Source organism: Tistlia sp. (assembly GCF_040905785.1).
In the GTDB taxonomy this organism is placed as follows: domain Bacteria; phylum Pseudomonadota; class Alphaproteobacteria; order Kiloniellales; family DSM-21159; genus Tistlia.
Genome location: NZ_JBBDQW010000066.1, coordinates 36,779 through 59,231, shown reverse-complemented (window position 1 = coordinate 59,231; position 22,453 = coordinate 36,779). Strand labels below are relative to the sequence as shown.

The 22,453-nt window shown below is 70.3% G+C and carries 22 protein-coding genes and 1 pseudogene; 18 read left to right on the top strand and 5 right to left on the bottom strand.

From position 1 onward, the window contains the following. Positions 1-143: 143 nt before the first annotated feature. Positions 144-1,220 (bottom strand): LacI family DNA-binding transcriptional regulator, encoded by a 1,077-nt coding sequence (locus tag WD341_RS15080; protein WP_368426302.1) that lies wholly within the window; start codon positions 1,218-1,220, stop codon positions 144-146. A gap of 301 nt (positions 1,221-1,521) precedes the next feature. On the opposite strand from WD341_RS15080, the gene WD341_RS15075 reads away from it, so the two are divergent. The 18 genes and pseudogenes from WD341_RS15075 (at position 1,522) to WD341_RS14990 (ending at position 19,485) form a co-directional block, all read left to right on the top strand. After that, positions 1,522-2,694, top strand: a complete 1,173-nt coding sequence (locus WD341_RS15075; RefSeq protein WP_368426301.1) for an acyl-CoA dehydrogenase family protein — start codon at positions 1,522-1,524, stop codon at positions 2,692-2,694. Next, positions 2,691-4,424, top strand: a complete 1,734-nt coding sequence (locus WD341_RS15070) for an FAD-binding protein (protein WP_368426300.1) — start codon at positions 2,691-2,693, stop codon at positions 4,422-4,424. Before WD341_RS15075 ends, WD341_RS15070 begins: the two co-directional genes overlap by 4 nt. Continuing rightward, positions 4,421-5,194, top strand: a complete 774-nt coding sequence (locus tag WD341_RS15065) for an enoyl-CoA hydratase/isomerase family protein (RefSeq protein WP_368426299.1) — start codon at positions 4,421-4,423, stop codon at positions 5,192-5,194. The genes WD341_RS15070 and WD341_RS15065 overlap by 4 nt, the downstream gene beginning before the upstream one ends. Then, a complete protein-coding gene (locus WD341_RS15060; protein ID WP_368426298.1) occupies positions 5,191-5,715 on the top strand; it encodes a TRAP transporter small permease in 525 nt (174 codons plus the stop codon). The genes WD341_RS15065 and WD341_RS15060 overlap by 4 nt, the downstream gene beginning before the upstream one ends. Next, the gene (locus WD341_RS15055) at positions 5,715-7,010 is read left to right on the top strand and encodes a TRAP transporter large permease (protein WP_368426297.1); all 1,296 of its coding nucleotides are present in this window, start codon (positions 5,715-5,717) and stop codon (positions 7,008-7,010) included. Before WD341_RS15060 ends, WD341_RS15055 begins: the two co-directional genes overlap by 1 nt. A 61-nt stretch (positions 7,011-7,071) precedes the next feature. Next, on the top strand, positions 7,072-8,076 hold the full coding sequence (locus WD341_RS15050; protein ID WP_368426296.1) for a TRAP transporter substrate-binding protein: 1,005 nt from the start codon (positions 7,072-7,074) through the stop codon (positions 8,074-8,076). Between the two features lie 83 nt (positions 8,077-8,159). Further along, the gene (locus tag WD341_RS15045; RefSeq protein WP_368426295.1) at positions 8,160-9,167 is read left to right on the top strand and encodes a TRAP transporter substrate-binding protein; all 1,008 of its coding nucleotides are present in this window, start codon (positions 8,160-8,162) and stop codon (positions 9,165-9,167) included. A gap of 118 nt (positions 9,168-9,285) precedes the next feature. Next, positions 9,286-10,752: pseudogene (locus WD341_RS15040) on the top strand (CoA-transferase); the annotation flags it as partial. After that, positions 10,752-11,519, top strand: coding sequence for an HpcH/HpaI aldolase/citrate lyase family protein (locus WD341_RS15035; RefSeq protein ID WP_368426294.1), 768 nt, complete (start codon positions 10,752-10,754; stop codon positions 11,517-11,519). The pseudogene WD341_RS15040 and the gene WD341_RS15035, both read left to right, overlap by 1 nt. Further along, positions 11,516-13,129: an acyl CoA:acetate/3-ketoacid CoA transferase gene (locus WD341_RS15030; protein WP_368426293.1), complete on the top strand. Its 1,614-nt coding sequence runs from the start codon at positions 11,516-11,518 to the stop codon at positions 13,127-13,129. Before WD341_RS15035 ends, WD341_RS15030 begins: the two co-directional genes overlap by 4 nt. After that, entirely contained in the window at positions 13,126-13,620 is a 495-nt protein-coding gene (locus tag WD341_RS15025) for a MaoC family dehydratase (RefSeq protein WP_368426292.1), read from the top strand. Before WD341_RS15030 ends, WD341_RS15025 begins: the two co-directional genes overlap by 4 nt. Continuing rightward, complete coding sequence (locus WD341_RS15020) at positions 13,617-14,387, top strand: enoyl-CoA hydratase/isomerase family protein (RefSeq protein ID WP_368426291.1); 771 nt, start codon at positions 13,617-13,619, stop codon at positions 14,385-14,387. Before WD341_RS15025 ends, WD341_RS15020 begins: the two co-directional genes overlap by 4 nt. Further along, entirely contained in the window at positions 14,380-15,330 is a 951-nt protein-coding gene (locus tag WD341_RS15015) for a 3-hydroxyacyl-CoA dehydrogenase (RefSeq protein WP_368426290.1), read from the top strand. Before WD341_RS15020 ends, WD341_RS15015 begins: the two co-directional genes overlap by 8 nt. After that, a complete protein-coding gene (locus tag WD341_RS15010) occupies positions 15,327-16,091 on the top strand; it encodes an SDR family oxidoreductase (RefSeq protein WP_368426289.1) in 765 nt (254 codons plus the stop codon). The genes WD341_RS15015 and WD341_RS15010 overlap by 4 nt, the downstream gene beginning before the upstream one ends. Before the next feature lie 183 nt (positions 16,092-16,274). Next, positions 16,275-17,339, top strand: a complete 1,065-nt coding sequence (locus tag WD341_RS15005; protein ID WP_368426288.1) for a LacI family DNA-binding transcriptional regulator — start codon at positions 16,275-16,277, stop codon at positions 17,337-17,339. Between the two features lie 309 nt (positions 17,340-17,648). After that, positions 17,649-18,359, top strand: coding sequence for a hypothetical protein (locus WD341_RS15000; protein ID WP_368426287.1), 711 nt, complete (start codon positions 17,649-17,651; stop codon positions 18,357-18,359). A 155-nt stretch (positions 18,360-18,514) separates the two neighbouring features. Continuing rightward, a complete protein-coding gene (locus WD341_RS14995; RefSeq protein WP_368426286.1) occupies positions 18,515-18,901 on the top strand; it encodes a DoxX family protein in 387 nt (128 codons plus the stop codon). Positions 18,902-19,041: 140 nt separating this feature from the next. Beyond that, a complete protein-coding gene (locus tag WD341_RS14990) occupies positions 19,042-19,485 on the top strand; it encodes a thermonuclease family protein (protein ID WP_368426285.1) in 444 nt (147 codons plus the stop codon). A 55-nt stretch (positions 19,486-19,540) separates the two neighbouring features. On the opposite strand, the gene WD341_RS14985 is transcribed toward WD341_RS14990, so the two are convergent. From WD341_RS14985 to WD341_RS14970, 4 genes are all read right to left on the bottom strand, one after another. Continuing rightward, the gene (locus WD341_RS14985; protein ID WP_368426284.1) at positions 19,541-20,305 is read right to left on the bottom strand and encodes an NYN domain-containing protein; all 765 of its coding nucleotides are present in this window, start codon (positions 20,303-20,305) and stop codon (positions 19,541-19,543) included. After that, positions 20,305-20,703 (bottom strand): TauD/TfdA dioxygenase family protein, encoded by a 399-nt coding sequence (locus WD341_RS14980; protein WP_368426283.1) that lies wholly within the window; start codon positions 20,701-20,703, stop codon positions 20,305-20,307. The genes WD341_RS14985 and WD341_RS14980 overlap by 1 nt, the downstream gene beginning before the upstream one ends. Continuing rightward, positions 20,658-21,275, bottom strand: coding sequence for a TauD/TfdA dioxygenase family protein (locus WD341_RS14975; RefSeq protein WP_368426282.1), 618 nt, complete (start codon positions 21,273-21,275; stop codon positions 20,658-20,660). Before WD341_RS14975 ends, WD341_RS14980 begins: the two co-directional genes overlap by 46 nt. Before the next feature lie 186 nt (positions 21,276-21,461). After that, positions 21,462-22,298, bottom strand: coding sequence for a DMT family transporter (locus tag WD341_RS14970; protein WP_368426281.1), 837 nt, complete (start codon positions 22,296-22,298; stop codon positions 21,462-21,464). Positions 22,299-22,453 lie beyond the last annotated feature (155 nt).

Below are 22,453 nucleotides of genomic sequence, written 5' to 3'. Positions count from 1 at the left end.
CTCCCCGTGAGGAACGGCTCGTTCGCGCGAGCTCGTGATTCGGCACATTATTCGCGGAGGCAGGCCAGCCGGTCAACAGGTATGCGCAATCGGTTGCGCGATTCGCCACGCGGAGGCGTCGCGAGGGCGGCCCGGGGCCGGATTCAGCCGGGGCGTGTCGTGCCGCGCTCCTTGATCGAGCCGGCGACGTAGACCGTTTCCGGCAGCAGGGCCGGCTCCCGGATGCGCGCGGTGATCAGGTCGACCGCCCGCTCCAGCAGCACGCCCATCGGCTGCGCCACGGTGGTCAGGTCGTAGGGCCGCCAGGAGGCGGCGCGAATGTCGTCGAAGCCGACGACCTGGACCTGCCGCGGCACCGCGACGCGCTTCCGGCGCAGCGCGTCGAGCACGCCGAAGGCCATGATGTCGTTGGCGCAGAACACGCCGTCGGGCCGCGGGTCCGCCTCGGCGATCGCCAGGCCGGCGCGGAAGCCGCCCTCGATCGTGTAGTCGCCGTCCAGGCGCAGCCCCAGCGACAGGCCGCAGGCGCGCAGCCCCTCGAGGAAGCCGCGTTCCCGGTCGCGGCTGGTCGAGGCGTCGGCATGGCCGGCGACGAAGGCCGGCCGCCGCACGCCGCGCGCCGCCAGAAGGCGCGCGACCTCGGCGCCGCCGCCCTCGTTGTCGCAGAGCGCGGCGCAGCCGTGGCGGTGCGCCGGCACCCTGTTGATCATCACCGTCGGCAACCGGTGCTGGGCAAGGATGTCGCTCGCTTTCGAGGACAGCGCGACGGAGGCGATCAGGCAGGCGTCGAGCTGGTACTGCAGCAGCATCGGCACGACTTCGGCGACGTCCCGGCCGGTCGGCACGTGGAACAGCATGAGCTGGATCTCGCGCTCGCCGAGCAGCTCGAGCAGAAGGTCGAGCTGCTCCGAATAGAAGGGGTTGGTCAGCTCGCCCATGATGAAGGCGACGACGTTGCTGCGCCGCGTGATCAGGCTGCGCGCGATGGCGTTCGGGCGATAGCCGAGGCGGTCGGCGAGGGCGACGATTCGCTCGCGCGTCGCGACCGAGATGCTCGGGTCGTTCTTCAGCGCGCGGGACACCGTCGAGGGGGCGACTCCCGCGAGCGCCGAGATCGTACTGGCCGTCGGCCGCAGGGCGCTGTCGTCGAGGGTGGCCGGGCCCCCGGACTTGCGCGACTTGCTCCGGGGCTTCTTCAGGGGGCGGGCGTCATTGCCCATAGGATCACCTCCTCACGGCAGCAATCGTCGACGGCAAGGGAGCGCACGCGATTGCGTTCTCAAGTCCGCTGTGCGCAGGCCGACATCGACAACGGCAATTCAGGCTGTGTAGCGCGTTCCTGCGGGCTGCGCGACAGAAACTACGCTTTGTGCGAAGCGCGGAATTGACAGCTGCCGTTTCCCTGGGGCATCCTGCACGCAATCGGTTGCGTAACGCGGTCGGTTTTTTTGGCGATTCACCGCTGCCGAGCGAGTCGGCTGCAGCGGCAAGCGGCGAAAAGCCCGTCACGAGGGAGGATGCATGCCGATCCGGCTTCCTGAAGAGATCGTCCAGTTGCGCGAAACCGTGCGCCGCTTTGTCGCCGACGAGGTCGAGCCGCGCGCCAACGAGATCGACGCGACCAACCAGGTCCCCGAGGCGATCCTCGACAAGGCCCGGGAGCTCGGCTTGTTCGGTCTGTCGATCCCGGAGGAATACGGCGGCATCGGCGAGAGCGAGCTGGCCTCCTCGGTCGCGCTGGAGGCGATGAGCCACGGCCCCGGCGGCGTCACCTTCTACGTTGCGCCGAGCGCCCCCGCGGCGGCGATCCGCTTCGCCGGCACGGACGAGCAGAAGCAGCGCTATCTCCCGGACCTCGCCTCCGGCACCCGCTTCGCCGCCTTCTGCCTCAGCGAGGCCGGCGCCGGCTCCGATGCCGCCGGCATCAAGACCCGGGCCGTGCGCAAGGACGGCAAGTGGGTGATCAACGGCACCAAGCTGTGGATCAGCCGTGCCGCCACCGCCGGCGTGTTCCTGGTGTCCGCCGTCACCGACCCCGAGAAGCGCGGCAAGGGCGGCATCACCGTTTTCCTGCTCGACAAGCGCAAGGGCATCAACGTCGGCAAGCCCGATCGGCAGATGGGCGGCCGTGGCTCGGGCAGCGCGGAGGTGAACTTCGACGACTGCATCGCCGAGGACCACGAGATCCTGGGCGAGGTCGGCGACGGCTTCGGCAGCCTGAAGTTCATCCTCGGCCGCGCCCGCCTGTGGGCCGCGGCGCGCGCCGTGGGCGCGATCTCGCGCGCCGCCGAGCTCAGCATCGAGCACGCCGGGACCCGCGAACAGTTCGGGCAGAAGCTCGCCGAGTTCCAGCTGGTCAAGGAGAAGATCGCCAACATGGCGGCCGACCTCTACAGCGCCCGCCTGCACGTCTACCAGGCGGCGATGCTGTTCGACGAAGGCATCGATCCGGCCCAGGAGTGTGCCTACGCCAAGCTGTTCTGCAGCGAGGCGGCCTTCCGGGCGGCGGACAACTGCGTGCAGCTGCACGGCGCCATGGGTGTCGCCCAGGGTTTCCCGGTCGAGCGGCTGTACCGCGACGTGCGGGCCTACCGGATCCTCGACGGCACCTCCGACATCCAGCGCCTGATGATCGCCAGTCGCGTCGTCAAGCAGGGCCTCGGCATCAATCTGGCACCGGGAGGCGTGGCATGAACTTCGACGTCGCCGAACGACTGAAGACGGACGTCCTGGTGATCGGTGCCGGCGGCGCCGGTCTGCGCGCGGCCTACGAGGCCAAGGCGGCCGGGGCCAAGACGTTGCTGGTCAACAAGGGGCGCATCGGCGTGTCCGGAGCGACGGCGGTCGGGCTCGCCTCCTCGGCCGGTTTCGCGATCCCCGACGGCGCCGGCGATCCCGAGGATTCGCCCGACGTCCACTACGACGACATCATCACCGCGGCCCAGGGCTGCGCCGACCCGGCGCTGGTCCGCATCCTGGTCGACGAGGCGATCCGCGCCGGGGAGGACATGGACCGCTGGAACGTCGAGTTCATCCAGGACCCGAAGACCGGCAAGGCGCTGATCGCCCAGGGCGACTTCGCTTCCCGTCCGCGCAACCGCAAGATCTACCATCACGGCAAGCCGGTGTCGGACGCGCTCAAGCGGCAATGCGAGGAGATCGGCGTCGATTTTCTCGAGCGCGCCATGGTGCTGGCACTGCTGGTTGGCGAGGACGGCGTCGGCGGCGCGCTGGTGCTCGGCCAGGACGGGCGGCTGACGGTCGTCGAGGCCGGCGCCACGGTCGTCACCACCGGTGGCGCCGGGCAGCTGTTCCGCTACAGCCTGATGCCGCCTGACATCACCGGCGACGGCTATGCGCTCGGCTACCGCGCCGGCGCGCGCATGGCGAACATGGAGTTCATGCAGGCCGGCTTCGGCACCATCAAGCCGGCGCTCAACATCGTCATGTCCTGGTACTGGGCGGTGATGCCGAAGCTGCTCGACCGCAACGGACAGGACATCATCGGCCCACACCTGCCGCAGGGCGTGAGCGCCGAGCAGGCGATGACCGACAAGTCGAAGCACTATCCCTTCAGCGCCTCCGACCATTCGCAGTGGATCGAGGTCGCCGCCAAGCGCGGCATCGAGGAGGGCGTGGCGACCGACGAGGAGGGCTTCCGGCTCGACCTGCGCGAAATCGACTCGAGCCGGCTCAGCGCCGCCGGCTTCCAGCATCTCTGGAAGGTCTCGCGCGAATGGCTGCTGCGCAAGAACATGGACATCGAGAAGGAGCCCCTGCACGTCGGCCTGTTCGGCCACGCCATCAATGGCGGCCTGATCATCGACGCTCACGGCCAGTCCTCCGTGCCCGGCCTCCTGGCCGCCGGCGAGGCTGCGGCGGGCCCCTACGGCGCCGATCGGCTGGGCGGCAACATGCTGCTCAACTGCCAGGTCTTCGGCCGGCGCGCCGGCGAGCAGGCGGCGCGGATTGCGGGCGAGCGGCGTCGTGCGCCCGAGGAGGCCACGGTCGAAGCCGAGCTGACGGCCCTGCGCCAGCGGGTCGAGAAGGGCACGGCACCGATCCGCGAGGCTCACGACACGATCAAGCGGACCATGTCGAAGAACGCCCTGGTGGTTCGCAACGAAGCCGGGCTCAGCGAGGCCGAGCAGGTGCTGCGCGAGGTCGGAGATCGGCTGCGCGCCGGCCACTACCAGGCCGGCTCGGTCAAGGAGGTCTTCCGCCTCTACGAGGCCGAGAACCTGGTCGACGTCGGCCTGATGATGGTCGGCGCAGCGATTCTGCGCCGCGAGACGCGCGGTAGCCACTATCGCGACGACGCCCCGACGGTCGATCCTGCCTGGGACCGCTCGATCCTGGTCACGGTCGGCGACGAGGGGCCGGTGTTCGCGCCCCACAGCCTGGGCTCGGACGGCACGGGATGAGCGGCAAGCTCGAGGTCGAACGGCGCGGCGCGGTGGCGGTTCTCGAGCTGGCCCGGCCGGAGGTGCTGAACGCCCTCGACGGCGAGCTGGCCGCCGCCCTGACGGCGGCGGTGCGAGAGCTGGAGTCGGACGGCGAGACCCGGGTGCTGGTGCTCTGCGGTCGCGGCGAGCGCGCCTTCTGCGCCGGGGCCGACCTGAAGCAGATGCGCGGACTCGAAGGCGCTGCGCTGCGCCGCTTCATCGAGAAGACCTGGGAGCCGCTCGAGGCGCTGGCGCTGTCGCCCCTGGTGTCGATCGCCGCCCTGCACGGTCACGTGCTGGGCGGCGGCGCCGAGCTCGCGCTGGCCTGCGACCTTCGTGTCGCGGCGGCGGACATGCGCTTCGGCTTTCCCGAGATGGTGCTCGGCAGCCTGCCCGGGTCGAGCGGGATGCAGCGCCTGCCGGAGCTCGTCGGGCGGGCCAAGGCGCTGGAGCTGGTCGCTCTCGGCACCCGGCTCGACGGCGAGGCGGCGCTCGGGCTCAATCTGATCAACCGGCTGGCGGAGCCGGGCGTGCCGGCGCGCGAGGCGGCCCTGGCGCTGGCCGAGGCCGTCGCCGAACGACCGGCGGAATCGCTGCGCTACGCCAAGGTGGCGATGCGGCTTGGCGGCCGCCCCGAGGTCGCCGCCGCCTTCCACGGCCTGGTCAGCTCGGTGCGCCAGGCCGATCCCGGCTACCGCGGCCGGACCCAGCCCTTCCAGGGCGGCGGGCCGGAGCGAGGGTCTCGATGACCGTTCTGAAGAAGCTGCTGGACGCTGTCGAGGCGGTCCTCAAGGTCGTCACCCTGGGCTTCTACGTCGCGGTGGTGGTGGTCGTCGTCTTCCAGGTGCTCAACCGCTTCTGGCTGCACCTGCCGATCGTCTGGACCTCGGACCTCGCGATCATCTGCTTCATCTGGCTCGGGTTTCTCACCGCGGCTCGCGCGGTGCGAAACCACGGGCATTTCCGCATGGCACTCACCCTCGACCTGGTCGGCGACGGGCTGGTGCGTCGCCTGCTCGAGCTGCTGGCCATAGGCGTCGGTCTCGCGCTGTTCGGCCTGCTGACGGTCAAGGGCTACGACATGGCGGTGCGCGGCCTCAGGGAGGTCTCGCCGGGCCTGCAGGTCCCCATGATCTGGGCCTATCTCGCCCTGCCGGTCTCGGCCGCCCTGGCGCTGCTGTTCTACGCCGAGAAGCTGCTCGACGAGCTGAGCGGGCGCGCCCGCGAACAGCGCGCCCGCCAGTCCATCGAAGACGAGGAGGCGATCTAGTGGACCCGACCGTCCTGATCTTCGTGTCGATGGCCGCGCTGCTGCTGCTGGGCGTGCCGGTGGCGCTGGCGCTCGGCGGCTCCGCCTTGATCGTCATCGTCGGCGCCGGCCTGCCGCTGTCGATTTTCGTGCAGCGCGCCTACCAGTCCCTGGACAGCTTCGTGCTCCTGGCCGTGCCCTTCTTCCTGCTGGTCGGCCTGCTGATGAACGCCGCCGGCATCAGCGGGCGCATGCTCGAGTTCGCCAGCGCCATGTTCGGAAAGTCGCGCGGCGCCCTGGCCAAGGTCAACATCGTCGTCTCTATGCTGTTCGCCGGACTGTCCGGCTCCTCGGTCGCAGACGTCGCGGGCATGGGCTCCGTTTTGATCCCGGCGATGATCCGGGACGGCTACCCGCGGAACTTCGCCGTGGCCGTCACGGCCGCCTCCTCGACCATCGGCATCATCATCCCACCCAGCATCTTCATGGTCGTCTACGGCGCCGTCGGCGACGTCTCGATCGGCGCCCTGTTCCTGGCCGGCGCCGTGCCCGGCGCGCTGATCGGCGTATCGCAGCTCGTGTTCTGCCACTACCTGTCCCGGCGCGGCGGTCACCCGGTCGGCGAGCCCTTCAAGCTGCGCCGGCTGGCCCGGGCGGCGCAGCGCGGCATCCTGCCGTTCGGCGTCACGGTCGTGATCATCGGCGGCATCGTCGGCGGCATCTTCACGGCGACCGAGGCCGCGGCGGTGGCGGTGGTCTACACCCTGCTCCTCGCCGCGTTCTACGGCACGCTGCGGGTGGGGCCGATCCTCGCGGCCTTCGACGGGGCGGCGCGCCACCTCGGACCGACCCTGCTCTGCGTCGCCATGGGCAGCGTCTTCGCCTGGGTGCTCGCCTTCCTGCAGGTGCCTGCCGACGTGCAGCAACTGGTCACCGACATGGATCCCTCGCCGACCTGGGTGCTGCTCTTCATCATGGTGCTCTTCGTCGTCGTCGGCACCTTCGAGAGCGGCGTCGCCTCGATCATCATCTTCCTGCCGATCGTGCAGCCGATGGCTGAGGCGGCCGGCCTCGACCAGGTCCATGTCGGCGTCATCGTCTGCATGACTCTGGCGCTCGGCCTCGTAACCCCGCCCTACGGGCTTTGCCTGTTCATCGCGGCCAAGATCGGCGGCATCTCGGTGGAGAAGGCCTTCGTCTCGGTGCTGCCCTGGATCAGCCTGTTCTTGTTCGTGGACGTGCTCTGCGTCGTCTTCCCTGACCTCGTGCTGTTCCTGCCGCGCCTGCTGGTTCCGCAGTTCATGGCCGGGGGCTGAGCGTGGTCCCACACCTGGCGAAGAAGCTTACAGAACCAAACCAATGGGAGAGGAAACGCCGATGAACCGCATTTTCGCCCTGGGCCTCGGCCTGAGTCTTGCGCTCGCCGCCGTGGCGCTGCCGCTGGCCGCCGAGGCGCAAGTCACGCTCAAGATGGCCTCCAACGCGCACCGCGCCGACCCGCCGAAGGTCGGCGACCAGATCGCCTTCGAGTGGCTGGCGGAGGAGCTGGAGAAGCGTACCGACGGCGCGGTGGCCCTCGAGATCTACTGGGGCGGGTCGCTCGGCGCCGAGGCCCAGCTGCACCAGTCGCTGGCGACGGGCGTCATCGACGTCCTGCCGAACTCCGGCTCCAATCTAGCGAACCTGGTCCCCGAGATCGGGCTGCTGAGCACCAGCTACCTGTTCCGGGACTTCGACCACTACAGGGCGGTGGTCAACGACCCCGCCTTCTTCGGACGCCTGCAGGAGATCGTGCGCGACCATGAGCTCGGCTCCCAACTGGTCGGCATGGGCGCGACCGGATCTCGAAACCTCTACAACCGCCAGCGCGAGGTGAGGAGCCCGGAGGACGCCGCCGGCATGAAGATGCGGGTGATGTCGAGCCCGATCGAGTTCCGCGTCTGGCAGGGCCTCGGCATGCTGCCGACCAACCTGCCTTCGACCGAGATCTACATGTCGCTGCAGACCGGCGTCGTCGACGCTTCGGAAAGCAGCATCCCCTTCATCGTCTCCAACAAGTACTACGAGGTCGCCCCCTACATCACGCTGACCAACCACCAGATCAGCACGCACCTCTACCTGATGAACGACGCGACGATCGCCGCCCTGCCGGACGAGCATCGCGAGACGGTGCTGGCGCTGTTCCGCGAAGCCGGCAACAGGCAGATCGACGCGACCAAGCGGTTGAGCAGCGAGATGCTCGAGCAGCTGCGCGGCAATCCCAACGTCACGATCACCGACGTCGATACCCAGCCGTTCGCCGACAAGCTCACGTCGCTGCAGGACGACGTCGCCGAGGAGCTGGGGGTCGACGACCTGCTGACGGTTATCCGGGCCCACTGAATCCCGGATTTCGCGCTCCGCCGGTGGCCAAAGGTCGCCGCCGGCTCTTGCACCACTGACGAGTTGAAAACGGGAGGAACGACATGACCGCTCTTCGATACGGACTGAAGCTGCTGACGCCGCTGATCGGCCTCGCCAGCCTTGCCACCGTCGCCCACGCCGAGGTCAGCCTGAGGATCGCGAGCGAGGAGATCTTCGCGGACCCGCCGAAGGTGGCGGCGCAGACGGCCCTCGAATACCTCGACCGGCGGCTGCCGGAAGTCACGGACGGTGAGGTCCAGGTCGACCTCTATCCCAACGCCGCCCTGGGCAGCGAGAAGGAGCTGATCCGTTCCGTCGGCCAGGGAACGGTCGACGCCACCGTCATGTCGCCGGGCAATGCCGCCGGCATGATCCCCGAGGTCCAGTTGTTCAGCGCGAGCTATCTCTTCAACAGCTACGATCACGTCCGCCGCGTCATCGAGGACGACGCCTTCTTCGAGGCGATGCAGAAGGTGGTCGCCGACAAGGAGGCCGGCTTCCAGCTCGTCGGCATCGGCATCACCGGCACGCGCAACTTCTACAACCGCGAGCGGGTCGTCGACAGCATGGAGGCGCTCGAGGGCCTGAAGATGCGGGTCATGTCGAGCCCGACCGAGTTCAAGGTCTGGAGCACGCTCGGCACGCTGCCGACCAACATCCCGGCGCCGGAAATCTACACCTCGATCCAGACCGGCGTCGTCGACGCGGGCGAGAGCAGCCTGCCCGCGATCGCCGGCAACAAGTACTACGAGGTGGCGCCGAACATCACGCTCACCCACCACCAGTTCAACCTGCACCTCCTGCTGTTGGGCGACGCTGCGCTGGCGCGGATTCCCGAGGAGCACCGCGAGGCGGTCCTGCGGACCTTCCGAGAGGCCGGCATCGAGGAGATCGAGGCCGCGATCGAGCTCAGCGAGAAGGTCCTGAAGTCCCTGCGCGAGCAGCCCGGCGTCACCGTCACTAAGGTCGACACCAAGCCCTTCGCCGACAAGCTGCGCAGCGTGCAGGACGAGGTCGCCGAGGACCTGGGCGTCGAGCACCTGCTCCAGATGATCCGCTCCAAGGAGTAGGCGCGGACGCGATGCAGCAGCCCTCGGCAAGACAGATGGACAAGGTGCTGCCGGTGGAGGAGGCCGTCGGCCGCCTCCACCCCCCCCCCCCCCCCCCCCCCCCGCCGGCGCCACCCTCGGCGTCGGCGGTGCCGGCGGCGTGCAGGAGCCCGATCTTCTGATCGAGGCGCTGGCCCGCCGCTACCGGGAAACCGGGGCGCCGGGTGGGCTCACCGAATTCCACCCGATCCGCACCGGCGAGCTCGACGGACGCGGCACCAGCCTGTTCGGGGCCGAGGGCTTCGTGCGCCGGATGATCGGCGGCTCCTTCTGGCCGGTCGGCACGCCGGAGCTGGTGCGGCGCATTCTCGACAACGAGATCGAAGCCTACAATTTCTCGATCGGGATCATGTATGCCCTCCTGGAGGCGGCGGCGGCCGGGCGGCCGGGCGTGCTGACGTCGGTCGGACTGGAGACTTTCGTCGATCCCCGCCAGGACGGCGGCGGCCTCAACCAGGCGTCGCGCGAGCCGCTGGTCGAGCTGGTGGAGGTCGGCGGCCAGGAGCTGCTGTTCTACCGCACGGTGCCGCTCGACGTGGCCTTCATCCGCGGCACCACGGCCGATCCCGACGGCAACCTGACGATGGAGGAGGAGCCGGCGCTGATCGGCAACCTGCTGCTCGCACAGGCCGCGCGGGCCAACGGCGGCAAGGTGATCGCCCAGGTCAAGCGGCTGGCCGAGCGCGGCAGCCTCGACCCGCACCGCGTCCGCGTCCCCGGGTGCCTGGTCGATGCCGTCGTGGTCAATCCGAAGCAGCGGCAGATCACGCACGTCGACTACGACCCGACCCTGGTCGGCGCCGAGCAGCTGCCGCTGGACCGCGTGCCGCGTCCGACCATGGACGACGCCAAGGTGGTGATGCGCCGTGCCCTGCTGCAGGCGCAGCCGCGCGAGGTGCTGGCGATCGGCTTCGGCCTGCCCGGCTACCTGCCGGCGATCGCGGTGGAGGAGGGGGTGCTCGATCAGGTGACCTTCACCATCGAGCACGGCGTCATCGGCGGCATCAACGGCTATGCCTGCGGCGGCCGCACCTTCCCCTGCGCGCACAATCCCTCGGCGATCATCGACGCCGCCGACCAGCTGCGCTTCTACGCCGGCGGCGGCATCGACGTCGCCTATCTCGGCATCGGCGAGGTCGACAGCGAGGGCAACGTCAACGTCAGCCGTTTCGGCGACCGCATCCCGGGCGCCGGCGGCTTCATCGAGATGACCCAGGGCATCCGCCGCATCGTCTTCTGCACGCGCCTCGGCGAGCGCGGCCGCCGCAAGTTCGTGTCCCGGGTCGAGCAGGTCACCTTCAGCGGGCGGCGGGCCCGGCGGGAGGGACAGGAGATCCTCTACGTCACGGAGCGCGCGGTCTTCCGGCTCGCCGGGGACGGCCTGGAGCTGATCGAGATCGCCCCCGGGCTCGACCCGCGGCGCGACGTGCTCGAAACCATCGGTGCCGAGGCGCGCGTCGCCTCCGACCTTCGCGAAATGCCTGCCGCCTGTTTCGCCGACGGGCTGATGGGGCTCGGTGAAATCTGGCAAGGAGAGAAGCGGTAATGGACAAAACCCTCAAGCAGCGCCTGCAGGCGGACGAACCCCTGGTCGGCTGCTTCGTCATGCTGCCGTCGCCGGGCGTGGTCGAGATGTGCGGCTATGCCGGCTTCGACTTCGTGATCCTGGACCAGGAGCACGGCGCGGCCGGTACGGAGTCCCTGGAGAACCAGATCCGCGCCGCCGAGGCGAGCGGCGTCTCGGCGCTCGTTCGGATTCCCGAGGCCTCGCCCTCGATGGCGCAGCACGCCCTGGACGCCGGCGCGGAAGGCCTGCTGGTGCCGCACATCACCTCGGCCGAGGTCGCCCGTCAGATCGTCGCCGCCGCTCACTACCCGCCGCAGGGCGCGCGCGGCATGGCAACGACGAGCCGCGCCGGGCGGCACGGCACGGTCACGGTCGACGACCACCTGAAGCGCAGCCTCGAGCGGACCCTCGTGATGCTGCAGATCGAGGACCGCGCCGTGCTGCCGGACGTCGAGGAGATCGCCGGCATGGACGGCGTCGATGCGCTGTTCATCGGTCCCGCCGACCTTTCCGTCTCGCTCGGCCACCCGGGCAACCCGGGGCATCCCGAGGTCGCGGCCGAGATCGACCGCATCGTCGCCACGGCGAAGCGCGTCGGGCGCGCCAAGGTCGCGACCTTCGCCCGCAACGAGGCGAACGCCGAGTCCTGGCGCAAGGACCGCGGCGTCGAGGTGCTCTGCCTCTCGACGACCGCGATCTTCGTCGACGCGCTCAAGGCGCTCTCGGGGGCGCTGGTCCGCCGATGAGCAAGCGACGCGACATCGAGGCGGCGATCGCCGGGATCGCAGACGGCGCGACCCTGGTGATCGGCGGCACGGGCGTGGCGCAGGAGCCCGACCTGCTGCTCGAGGCGCTGGAGCGGCGCTTCCTGGAGACCGGCCACCCGCGCGATCTCACCGTCGTGACGCCGATGCTGCCCGGCGACCGGCCCGGCGAGGGCGGCATGAACTGCTTCGCCCACGAGGGCATGCTGAAGCGCATCATCGGCGCCTCCTTCAGCCGGGCGCGCCATCCGCGGCTGCTCGAGATGATCCGAGAGGAGCGCTGCGAGGGCTACGTCGTCGGCATGGGGCTGATGATGCAGCTGCTGACCGCGATCGGCTCCGGCAAGCCCGGCGTCTTCACCCGCGTCGGCCTCGGCTCCTTCATGGACCCGCGCGACCAGGGCGGCCGCATGAACGAGCGCTCGAGCGGGCCGCCGGTCCGCCTTGAGACCATCGACGGCGTCGAGTACCTCTTCTACCCGGCCTTCCCGATCGACGTCGCCCTGGTGCGCGGCACGACCGCCGACGAGAACGGCTACGTCTCGATGGAGGAGGAGCCCAACACCCTCGGCATGGTCGAGCTGGCGCTCGCCGCCAAGGGATCGGGCGGTCGGGTCATCGCCCAGGTCAAGCGGCTCGCCCGCGCCCGCAGCCTCGACCCGCGCACGGTGCGGATTCCGGGCCCGCTGGTCGACGAGGTCGTGGTCCATCCAACGCAGCGCCAGGTGTCAGCCGCGATGGCCGACCCGCTGGCCGGATGGAATCCCTTCCTGGCCGGCGCGCTCAAGGCGCCGCTCGACGGCTTCCCGCCGGTCGAGCCGGGCGCGACCCGTGCGATCCTGCGCCGGGCGGCGCTCGAGCTGCGGCGCGGAGACGTCGTCAACCTGGGCGCTGGCGTCGCCACCCACCTGCCGCGGATCGCGCTCGAGGAGGGGCAGCTCGACGAGGTCGTCTTCACCAACGAGCACGGCATCTTCGGCGGCCTGATGGGAACGGCGCTGGGCGGCTCCTTCGTGCCGGCGCTGAACGCCGAGGCGATCATGGATTCCGGCTTCCAATTCAACTTCTACGACGGCGGCGGCCTCGACATCACCTTCCTCGGCATCGGCCAGGCCGACGCCGCGGGCAACCTCAACGTCAGCCGCTTCGGCGCGGAGATCAATGGCCCGGGCGGCTTCAACAACATCACGGAGCGGACGCCGCGCATCGTGTTCTGCGGCAGCCTGACCGCCGGCGGCCTCCAGGTCGCGGTCGAGGACGGGCGGCTGCGCGTCGTCAAGGAGGGCAAGTTCCGCAAGTTCGTGCCCGCCGTCGAGCAGATCACCTTCAACGCGGCGCGCGGCCGGGACAAGGGCCAGCGCGTCCTCTACGTCACGGAGCGCGCGGTCTTCGAGCTCCGCGAACAGGGCCTGGTGCTGGTCGAGCTGGCGCCCGGGATTGACCTCGACACCCAGGTTCGTCCGCACGTCGAGTTTCCGCTCGAGGTCGCGGCGGACCTGCGGGAAATGCCGGCGGCGGTCTTTTCGGAGGGGCCGCTCGGCCTCGCCGAGAGCCTCGACCGGGACAGCAAGAGAGAAGGAGACGAGACGTGACTGCACAGACCCAACAGGTCGGGCAGCCCGAGCCGGTGGTGCTCGGCTGCTGGTTCGAGGACTTCGTCGAGAACGAAGAACGCCTGACCCCGGGACGGACCGTGACGGAGGCGGACATCGCCGGCTTCGCCGGCCTGACCGGCGATTACAGCCAGGTCCACACCGACGAGGAGTTCTGCAAGAAGACCGAGTTCGGCACCCGCATCGCCCACGGGCTGTTCGGCCTTTCGGTCGCCCAGGGCCTGATGTGGCGGACCAACTACACCCAGGGCACCGGCGTCGCCTCGCTCGGCTGGGACAAGTGGAGCTTCAAGGGCCCGATCAAGATCGGCGACACTCTGCGCGTGCGCTGGAAGCTGACGGAAAAGCGCGAGAGCGGCAGCAAGCCGGGGATGGGCATCATCCGCGAGTGGTGCCAGCTGGTGAACCAGCGGGGCGAGGTCGTCCAGGAAGGCGAGCACATCACCCTGATCCGGCGGCGCCCGAAATGAGCGACTATCGCTATCTCGAGATCGGCCGCGACGGCCCTGTCGCGATCCTGAAGCTGAACCGGCCGGAGGTGCTCAATGCCTGCAACCCGGCGACCCACCGGGAGATCCAGGCGGCGCTCGAGGAGCTCGAGCTCGAGGAAGCCGTCAAGGTGATCATCCTGACGGGCGCCGGGCGGGCCTTCTGCTCGGGCTCCGACCTGCGCGAGGTCGGCAAGTTCGAGGGCGAGGAGGCCAAGCGCTACATCCGGCTCGACTTCTCGACCAAGAACCGCATCGCGACCTGCAGCAAGCCGGTGATCGGCGCCCTGCACGGTCACGTCGCCGGCGGCGGCTTCGAGATGGCGCTGGCCTGCGACCTGCGTTTCGTCGCCGAGGACGTCCTGTTCTCGCTGCCGGAGATCAAGCTCGGCACGATCCCGGGGTCGGGCGGACTGCAGCGCCTGCCGCAGATCGTCGGCCTCGGCATCGCCAAGGAATGGGCAATGACCGGACGGCGGATCGGCGCCGAGGAGGCCTTCCGCCGGGGCCTAGCCAATGCGGTGCACCCGAACGACCGGCTGCTCGAGGAGACCCTGGTCTTCGCGAAGGACCTGGCCGAGCGCAGCGGGCTCGCGCTGGCGCTTGCCAAGGTGGCGCTCGATCCGGCGCCGCCGGCGGCCGACGGCATGATCGGCTTCTACCACCGGCTGGCCTCCCAGGCGTGCCACGACGACCCGGTCTACAAGCAGCAGGCCGGCAGCTACACCAAGAAGGGCGGCGATGACTGAGGGTGCAGCCGAGGCGACTGCGCGGGTCGCGGTGGTCGGAGCCGGGCTGATCGGCCGCAGCTGGGCCGTAGTCTTCGCGCGCGCCGGGCACCAGGTCCGGCTCTTCGACCAGGACGGCGCCCGGGTCCGCGAGGCGCTCGACTGGATCGGCTCGACCCTCGCCGAGATGCAGGGGGTCGACCTGCTCGGGGACGCCGCGGCTACGGCCGCCCGGGTCGCGGGCGCGGACACCCTGGCCGAGGCCGTCGCCGGCGCGGCCTGGGTGCAGGAGTGCACGCTCGAGCGGATCGAAGAGAAACGCGCCGTCTTCGCCGAGCTGGACCGTGCGGCCCCGCCCGAGGCGGTGCTTGCCAGCTCCTCGTCCGGACTTGTGCCCTCGGGCTTCACCGAGGCGCTGGCCGGGCGGCACCGCTGCCTGCTGGCCCACCCGATCAACCCGCCGCACCTCGTGCCGCTGGTCGAGATCGTCGGTGCGCCCTGGACCGGGGAAGCGGTGATCGAAAGGGCGATGCGCTTCCAGGCCGCGGCCGGGCAGAAGCCGATCCGCGTCGGCGAGATCGCCGGGTTCGTCGTCAACCGCCTGCAGGGGGCGCTCCTGGACGAGGCCTTCCGCCTCGTCGAGCAGGGGCACGCGAGTCCTGACGATGTCGACCGGGCCATGGTGCACGGCCTGGCGCAGCGCTGGTCCTTCATCGGCCCGTTCGAAACCATCGACCTCAACGCCCCGGCCGGCGTCGAGGACTACGCCGCGCGCTACGGCACCATGTACTTTGAGATGCATCGGGAGCGGGGCGCACCCAAGCCCTGGGACCCCTCGGCGGTCGAGCGTGTCGCCGCCGCGCGCCGCGCGTCGCTGCCGCTGGAGCGGCTGCCCGAGCGCCAGGCCTGGCGGGACAGCGCGCTGATGCGGCGGACCGCGGCGCGCGCACCGGAGGGCTCGTGAGCGCTACGGCCTCCGGCCGCCCTGTGCTGCTGGTGACCGGCGCAAGCCGGGGCATCGGCGCGGCCACGGCGCGACTCGCCGGCGAGCGCGGCTATGACGTCTGCGTCAACTACAACAGTTCCCGGCAAGCCGCCGAGGCGGTCGCCGATGACGTCCGCAGCGCTGGTGGCCGGGCGGTCGCCGTGCAGGCCGACGTCGCCTGCGAGGACGCCCTGCTGCGCCTCTTCGAGACGGTGGACCGGGAGCTGGGGCCGCTCCGCGCCCTGGTCAACAACGCCGGCACGACGGGCCAGGCGGGGCGCCTCGAGTCGCTGGCCGCAGAGACGCTGCAGCGGGTGCTCGCCCTCAACGTCACGGCCACCGTCCTGGCCTCCCGGGAGGCCGTGCGGCGGATGTCGCGGTCGCACGGCGGCGCAGGCGGGGCGATCGTCAACGTCTCCTCCCGGGCTGCGACACTCGGCGGGGCCGGCGAGTGGCTGCACTACGCTGCCTCCAAGGGCGCGGTCGAAAGCTTCACGCTGGGCCTCGCAAGAGAGGTCGCCGCCGAAGGCGTCCGCGTCAATGCCGTGAGCCCAGGCCTGATCGAGACCGAGATTCATGCCGCGGCCGGCGGCGGCGACCGCCTGTCCCGGCTTGTCGTCGACGTGCCGCAGGCGCGGGTCGGTACTGCCGAGGAGGTCGCCCGGGCGATTCTTTGGCTGCTTGGCGGGGAATCGAGTTATGTAGCGGGGGCCTCCCTGCCAGTCGCCGGCGGCCGGTGAACGCGGCTCGGCGGGCCCGCGAAGCTGCGCTCCGGGCGCGTGAAGTCAGTCGGTCGACCGGGGATGGCGGCGTCGGCCCCCTGCCGCATCGCGTGCATTTTCGGCGGTGAGTTTCTATTCTGATCGTGCCCCGGCGACCCTGCCGCGGGCAGACACGCCGGATGATCGAGGACCAGAAGCACGATGAACATTCGCCGCTCGCCGACGGCCAGTATGATCTCGGAGCGGGCGGGCGTCTCGAAGTCGACGGTCTCCAGGGCGCTCAAGGGGCACCCGAGCATTCCGAAGTCGACCCGCGACCGGGTCCTGGCGATCGCCCGAGAGCTGGGCTACGAGCCGAATGCCATGGCGCGAAGCCTTGTGACCCTGCGCAGCGGCGTCATCGGCTACGTCATCGGCGAGATCGAAAACCCCTTCTACCAGGAGCATCTCGAGCGCCTGACCAAGATCACGGCCGAGCGCGACATGCAGCTCATGCTGTTCCAGGTGGCGCGCGACGGCGACCTTGCCGACGTCGTGCCGAGCATGGCGCGCTACCGCCTGGAGGGCTGCATCGTCATCGCGTCGGTGCCCACCTCGCGCGAAGCGATCGACGCCTGCGCGCGCTACTCGATACCGGTCGTCCTGCTAAACCGTGTCGTGCGAGACGGCGCCGCCTCCTCGGTGCTCTGCAACAGCCGCGCCGGCGCGCAGGAGATCGCCCGCTTCCTGGTCGAGGGCGGCCACCAGCGCATCGCCTTCCTGCGCGGGCGGCCAGGCTCGGTCGTCAGCGAGGACCGGGAGCTCGGCTTCAGGGAAGGGCTGGCCGCCGCCGGAGCACCGCTGTTCGCCGAGCAGACCGGGCACTTCCGGTTCGAGGCGGCCTATCAGGCTGCGGTCGAGCTGCTGCGGCGGACGCCGCGGCCGGATGCGATCTTCGCCGCCAGCGACCTCATGGCCTTCGGCGTCCTCGACGCGATGCGCGACCTCGGGCTCAAGGCGCCCGACGACGTCTCCGTCGTCGGCTTCGACGACATCCGGGCGGCATCCTGGCCGGCCTATCGTCTGACGACCTTTGCGCAGCCGGCGGCGGCCATGCTGGAGCGCGCGGTCGACCTGCTGGCGGCGCGGGCCGGCGCCGTCGACCGGCCGCCGGAGTCGATATTCATCAGCGGCGCCCTCCGCGTCCGGCGCTCGGCGCGCCTGCCGGCCTCCTACCGCGAGGAAGGCCGCGAGACCTCCGGCGACATAGCGGCGGCGCTTCCCTAGAGGTTGCCGCGGCGAAAGGGCGATTGAGGCCAGCTGGCCGGCCGGGCACGGTCCGGCGCTGCTTCGCGCTGTCGGCTGGCTGTACGTTCCGGTGCCGGAGTGTCGGAAAACCTGATAGCGGGCGGATGCCGCGCTCGGGCCGCAAGGTGGCCTGAACGGCCGCTTCCGGCAATCTCGGTTCGCTGGCGCAGTTCTTGCTCGATCGCTGCCGGGCCGCGCGAGGTCCGCTCGGGCGGCGCCGAACCAACGGGACCGGCGGCCGGGTCGGACTGCGGCCGGGCGGCCGGTCGTGGAGAAGGCGACAGCGCAATGGTCGAAGAAAGGACACCGCACCGCTCACCCGACGTCACCGGACGCCCCCCTGCCAGGTACCGCCTGCTCGCAGCCTGCCTTTGCCTCGCCGGCGCCCTCCTGGCTGCGCCGGAGGCCCGGGCCGTAGTCTCGACGTCCGGGATCATCGAGATCGACGACGGCCTCGACCGCAGCACGACCGACATACAGTACTTCGACATCTCGGCCCCGGCTATCGACGCCGACTTCCTGATCAGCGTCGTCTCTCCCACGCCCACGGACTCCATCGCGGCGGCGCTCTTCGGCCTGACCCCGGGCGGCGACTTCTCGCCGCTCATCGAGATCGAGGGCGGTGCCCCGGGTCTCGACAGCTTCGTGATGACCAACAGCCTGGGGGTCGGCAGCTACGCCTTCGTCGTCGGGCTCTTCGAACTTTCGCTCGGCGAGTACCCGCCGTTCCAGACCGACCCCAACACGCCGACGGGGATCGCCTCGATCGAGTATGAGATCAGCATCACCGGCTTCGACGACAGGGTGACCTTCACCTGTCGGCGCGAAGGCAATCTCGACGGCAGCGAGACCTTCCAGGCCTTCGTGCCCGGCGCCTTCTGCCCGCCGCCGCCGACGGTCGTCGACGAACCCGCCGCGGCCCTTTTACTGCTCGCCGGCCTGGCGGGCCTCGGTGGCCTCCTTCTGGTCCGGGGCCGCCGCGCCGCGCAAGCGACGTAGCCCGCACAGGCTCACAGGTCGCCGGTCGGCAGAGCAGGCTGGCTTCCGTCGACCTGCTGGCATACTGATCCGGGGGGCGATCCGCGATCGGCAGGCCCCTCGCCGGCCGATCGTTCGATGCCGCTGCCTTGCCACGCACGGAAAAAGGAGATCCCATGACCTTTCTCGTCCCCTGGACGGCGCAGCTTCTGTCGGTTCTGCGCATCATGTCCGGCTTGCTGCTGCTGCAGCACGGCACGACCAAGTACCTGGGCTTTCCCGAAGGTCCGATGAACGACGTGGCGCCCTTCACGATGAGCGGCGTGGCAGGCATGCTGGAGCTGGTCGGCGGCCTTCTCCTGATCGTCGGTCTCTTCACCCGGCCGGTCGCCTTCATCCTCTCCGGCATGACGGCGGTCGCCTATTTCTATGCCCACGCCGGGCGGAGCTTCTTTCCGATTCTCAACGGCGGCGAGCTCGCGGCGCTCTACTGCTTCGTCTTCCTCTACCTGGCAGCGGCCGGCGGCGGCGCCTGGGGCCTCGACCGGCTCCGCCACCGGTAGCAGGGCGCGCAGGCTCGGCATCCCGGCGGCGGCCTTAGCGAGCAGGATCCGCCGGCGCCGCTCATACTTTCCAAACCATTGGTCTCCATGCTCGTGCAGTGGTTCGTACGAGCAAGCCCAGCTTCCGCGCGATTCTTGTCGTGGCCTTTTGCCTGGGGGGAGGGGGGGCGGCGCTGCTCGATCAGTTCTACGCCGACCCGGCTACGCTGCCGCCGGCCGGCGGCGGCGACGTCCTGCAGGGCCGGGTGACGCAGGTCCGCGACGGCGATACCATCGAGGTCCGCGGCGTCGCGGTGCGCCTGGAGGGGCTGCACGCTCCCGAGCTCGACGACCTCGGCGGTCTCGCCGCCCAGCGCTTCATGGAGCGGCACGCTTTCGGCCAGACGGTCCGCTGCGACCTTTCCGGCGACAGCTCCTACGACAGAATGATCGGCGTCTGCTTCTCGGCGGGGGCGGACATCGCCGACGCCCTGGTGCTGGCCGGCCTCGGCAGGGACTGTCCGCGCTACAGCGGCGGGCGCTACCGGTCCCTCGAGACGACGGAGGGCCGGCTCCTCGAGTTGCCGGGGTACTGTTTGAGATAGCGCCCCCTGCCGACCGTCGCGCCGGCGCCTTGCGCGCCGTCACGACAAGGGCAGGTCAGGCGGCGCCGCGTGCCTTGCGGGTGCGCTTCGCCCGGATCGCGATCTGCTTGTCGGGCGACCGCCTGGTCTCGAAGGCACCGCTCTTCTCGACCAGCGTGCTGAGCTTGGCGTGCCCGAAGCTGCGCGGGTCGAAATCGGGCGCGATGTTGCCGATGCGGCTGCCGACGGCGCTGAGCGGGGTCCAGCCCTCCTCGTCCTCGGCCCCGGCCATGGCCTTCAGGATCACCGGCACGGCCTTGCTGGCGGGCTCCTTCCTCTGGTCCGGCGCCGGCGCGGCCGCCTTGCCCGAGGCGGCGACGGCGGTCGCCGGCGGCTCGACGAGGTTCTCGACGTAGATGAAGCGGGTGCAGGCGTTGCGGAAGGCCTCCGGCGTCTTGCGCTCGCCGAAGCCGTAGACGGCCAGCCCGTCCTCGCGGAGCCGCTGCGCCAGGCGGGTGAAGTCGCTGTCGGAGCTGACCAGGCAGAAGCCGTCGAGCCGGCCCTTGTACATCAGGTCCATGGCGTCGATGACCAGGGCGATATCGGCGGCGTTCTTGCCGGTGGTGTTGCTGCGCTGCTGATGCTGGAGGATGGCCAGCGACTGCACGGCGCCGTCCCAGCCGCCGAGGCGGCCGCCGGAGAAGTCGCCGTAGATCCGCCGCACGTTCGCCTCGCCGAGCGCGGCGATCTCGTCGAAGATCGCGGCGGCGTAGCGGGCGCTGGTGTTGTCGGCGTCGATCAGCACCGCCAGGCTGCGGCTCTCGCCCGTCGCATCCGCCATCAACCTTGCCCTCCACTGGCCTCGAGGTTCGGCTTGCCCTTGACGCTGATGCGATGCAGCAGGCGGGAGTCTTTCGGGCCGGTCGCCGGCTCGATCAGGCTGGCCGAGTGTAGGGTCGCCCAATTGTCCCAGATCACCAGGTCGCCGGCCGCGTAGGGGTTGGCGTAGCGGTAGCGCTCCTGCGTCGCGTGCTGCTTCAGCTCGTCGAGCAGCCCCAAGGCTGCCTCATCCTCCATCCCGACGATGCCGAAGGAGCTGCCGGCCACGGCATAGAGCGCCTTGCGCCCGGTCGCCGGGTGGGGCAGCACGAGCGGGTGATAGACGTTCCTGACCTGCCGCTTCTGCTCCTCGGTCAGCGGCGTCGCCGAGGTGCGCGAGCCCTCGGTCTGGAAGGACATCGACCGCCAGCTCCGCATGTCAGCGGCGTCGCCGAGGTGCGCGAGCCCTCGGTCGGATCGGAGCGGTTGCCGTAGTGGTGCAGGACCTGCAGCCCCTCGAGCTCGGCCTTCCGGTCCGCCGGCAGGTCGTCGTAGGCGGCGACCATGTCGCAGAACAGCGTCTCGCCGCCCCGCTCCGGCACCTGCAGGGCGTGGACCAGGGTCGCGCTCGCCGGTTCCGCCTCGTAGGACATGTCGGTGTGCCAGTAGGCGGCGCCGTCGTAGATGCCGATCGGCCGCCCGTCCCGGAACAGGTTGGACAGCAGCAGGATCTCGGGGCAGTCGGGATGGCGCAGCTCGGTCTTGATGTGCGGCTGCGGGCGGCCGAGGCGCCGGGCGAAGCGGACGAACTGCTCGGGCGTCAGGCGCTGGTCGCGGAGCGTGACGACGCCGTGGGCGTAGAGCGCGTCCAGCACCCGGCGCAGCGTCGCCGGATCGTCGTCCGCCACTTGCAGGCCGCAGAGCTGAACGCCGAACGTCCTGCGTTCCGATCTCCTGCGGCCCGCCTCGGCGGGTTCCTCGCGCGCGAACATGACAGCCTCCTCAGGCAGCCTTTCCCCGCGCTCATGGTAGAGGAAGCGCGCCGGGGAGTCCGGGAAGAAGAGGGCTCGCAGCGGCTGAAACCGTCTTGCGCTACCCTACGCGGCGCCGGCCGGGTCTGCCGGAGGCTGGCACCCGTTTCGACGTCGGCAGGGGGCGCTCGCGGTCCCTCGAGGAAGCTACCGCGGGCGTCGGGCCAGGCGGGTCTCGCGGATCACGATGTAGAGGCCGCTGGCGATGATCACGGCGGCGCCCGCGTAGGTCCAGTCGTCGGGAATCTCGCCCCAGACCAGCCAGCCGAGCAGGCTCGCCCAGACCAGCGCCGTGTAGTCGAAGGGTGCCACGATCGCCGCGGGCGCCTGGCGGAATGCCTGGGTGATCAGCATCATGGAAAGCGTCCCGAAGACGGCCTGGGCGAGGAACAGCGGCAGGTGCGGCGCCTGCAGGGGCTGCCAGGCGAAGGGCACGGCCAGGCCGCTGAACAGCAGCGGAAAGAGCACGACGTAGACGGTCATCGTCCAGGCGCCCTCGCGCCGGTCGATCCAGCGCGCGCTGATCATGAAGAGGGCATAGGAGAGCGCCGTGCCGACGACGTAGAGCGAGGCCGGCTGGAATGTCGTGCCGCCGGGCCGCACGATGATCAGCACGCCGAGGAAGCCGACGATCACCGCCGTCCAGCGGCGCCAGCCGACGCTCTCGCGCAGCAGCGGCACCGAGAGGGCGGTGATGAAGATCGGCGCCGCGAAGATCAGCGCCGTCGCCTCCGCCAGCGGCAGTACCGCCAGCCCGGAGAAGAACAGGCCGGCGCCGCCGGTGAGCAGCAGCCCCCTAAAGGCGTGGAGCCTCAGATGCGACGTCCGCAGCGCGCTCCGGCCGCCGAGCGCCAGCACGGTCGCGACGATCATCGGCAGCGCGAAGGCGTTGCGGACGAAGAGGATCTGCAGCGGCGGATAGTGAGCGGTCAGCGCCTTCGCCAGGGCGTCGTTGACGACCAGGCCCGCGACCCCGACGCACATGAGCCCAATCGCCGGGGCGAGCGGGCGGCCGCCCTGCGACGGGTGCCCGTTCACGCCGGCGCCAGGCCGAGCCTGAGCGCCGCCGCGAAGACGATCACCCAGCGATAGCGCGGCTGCGCCGGCTTCCCGCTCATTCCCTCCAGACCCTTCTCGCG